Source organism: Mesorhizobium sp. B1-1-5, assembly GCF_006443065.1.
Taxonomy (GTDB): domain Bacteria; phylum Pseudomonadota; class Alphaproteobacteria; order Rhizobiales; family Rhizobiaceae; genus Mesorhizobium.
Window position 1 is genome coordinate 1 of record NZ_VFWS01000306.1, and the last position, 1,657, is coordinate 1,657.

A 1,657-nucleotide genomic window follows, 5' to 3' on the forward strand; every position below is an offset into this window, starting at 1 on the left:
TTATCGAAGGCGCCCAGGGGGGCACTCAATCTGGACGGGACCCGCTTGCCTGACAGATCCAACCTTACTTGGCTTTTCTTCAAGACATCGGGCCGCGTCAGCCGCGCGGCCGATTTTCTTGGTGGGCTGCTCGTGGCCATCATCCAGGCCTTCCCGCTCTATCGTTTCACGCTGGTGCCGGAAGGCTCGCCCGAGAGCAACATGTGGTCGTTCGTCTTATTCATCGCCTTCATCGCCTCGCTGTGGTCGAACATCGCACTGGCGGTGAAGCGGCTGCACGACCTCGACAAGCCCGGCATCGCGGCGTTGATCCTGTTCGTGCCGGTCGTCTCGATCGTCGCCTTCGTCGTGCTTTGCCTGTTTCCGGGCAAGCCCGGACCCAACCGCTATTGCAAGCGCACCAATGCACCGGCCGAACCCTGAGCGCCCATCATCGCGATACGCTACTGACGGTATGCATGAAAATGAAGGCCTGATCCGCGTCGCCTGAATTCATTCAGACGCGACGCGCTTCAGGCGCGGCGACCTGATCCGCGCCGAAACCGGGCGATCCGCGGCCGGCCGCTTCCGCTGCACGCACCAGGGCGATGATCCGCCGGACCGTCGGCGCCGGCGTGCCCGCTTCTTGCGCCAGGCGAAGAACGGCGCCTTGCAAATCGCCGATCTCCGTCGGCCGGCCTCGCTGCAGATCGTCCCACATGGAGGAACGCGCCTCCCGGTCGATGGCCAGCATCCGCCTCGCCAGCAGCATGAACAGCCAATCGGGGAGGCGGAGCTCTATCGGCAACAGCGCCGGCCGCAAGCCGGCGATCCGCGCCGGCTCGATGCCCGACGCCTTCATGGCCTGGAGCGCCTCGTCGATCTGTCTTGCCAGGATCAGCCGCCAGCGCCGGTCGGCAAGCTCGCTCGCCAGCGGCAGGCCCGAAAGCGCCACCAGCGCATTGTTCAAATTCATCAAAAGCTTGCCCCACAGCACGGCTTTCATGTCGGCATGGACTTCAACCCGGAACCCTTCGACGCCGAGAAGGCTGATCAGACCGGCATCGCTGTCCTCGATCATGACCTTGCCGTCGCTGGCGCGGTGGACACGAAGCGGCAATTCGCCGTCGGCCGATTGCACGACATTGAACGGCACCATGCCCGCCAGCACTGTTCGCCCGTCGACACCGGCGCGCAGCCTGTCGGCATTGTCGATGCCGTTCTGCAGGCTCACCACCACGGCGTCCGGCGTGGCATGTGCGGCGATGAGCGAAGCCATTTCCCGCGTCGCGCCGCTCTTGACGGTGACCAGGATCACGTCCGCCTGCGGCAAGGCGGCGGCTGGATCTGTGGTGACGGCAAGCGCTTGCCGCTCGAGGCCCCGGTCGCGGCCCTCAACGTCGCTGACCCGCAATCCGCCTTGCCGCAGAGCCGCCTCGATGCGCGGCCGGGCAAGCAGAATCACCTGGCGCCCGGCGAGCGCCAGGCAGCCGCCGGCATAGCAGCCGATGCTGCCGGCGCCGGCAATGACGATTCTCTTGTCCCCGTTTGCCATCCAGTCGCTCCGCACCGGGCCCACGACTATACGACATGAAAACCATAATGTCGGCGGTATCGCCGGTCATAGGACTGGCCCCTACGTCTGGCCGTGACAGGCCTTCAGCTTTCGACTATCGCT

General features: G+C 65.4%; 2 protein-coding genes. One reads left to right on the forward strand and one right to left on the reverse strand.

The window, feature by feature from the left end:
• The first annotated feature begins 45 nt into the window (after nt 1-45).
• Nucleotides 46-423 (forward strand): DUF805 domain-containing protein, encoded by a 378-nt coding sequence (locus FJ980_RS30705; RefSeq protein ID WP_181181362.1) that lies wholly within the window; start codon nt 46-48, stop codon nt 421-423.
• Between the two features lie 73 nt (nt 424-496).
• Here FJ980_RS30705 and FJ980_RS30710 read toward each other — a convergent pair whose 3' ends face one another.
• Nucleotides 497-1,534 carry a 2-dehydropantoate 2-reductase gene (locus FJ980_RS30710; RefSeq protein WP_140547326.1) on the reverse strand — a complete coding sequence of 346 codons (1,038 nt, stop codon included), beginning with the start codon at nt 1,532-1,534 and terminating at the stop codon, nt 497-499.
• Nucleotides 1,535-1,657: the final 123 nt, after the last annotated feature.

Excerpts from the sequence above, each read along its gene's own strand:
- FJ980_RS30710 (WP_140547326.1), bottom strand. The coding sequence starts at position 1,534 with ATGGCAAACGGGGACAAGAGAATCGTCATTGCCGGCGCCGGCAGCATC.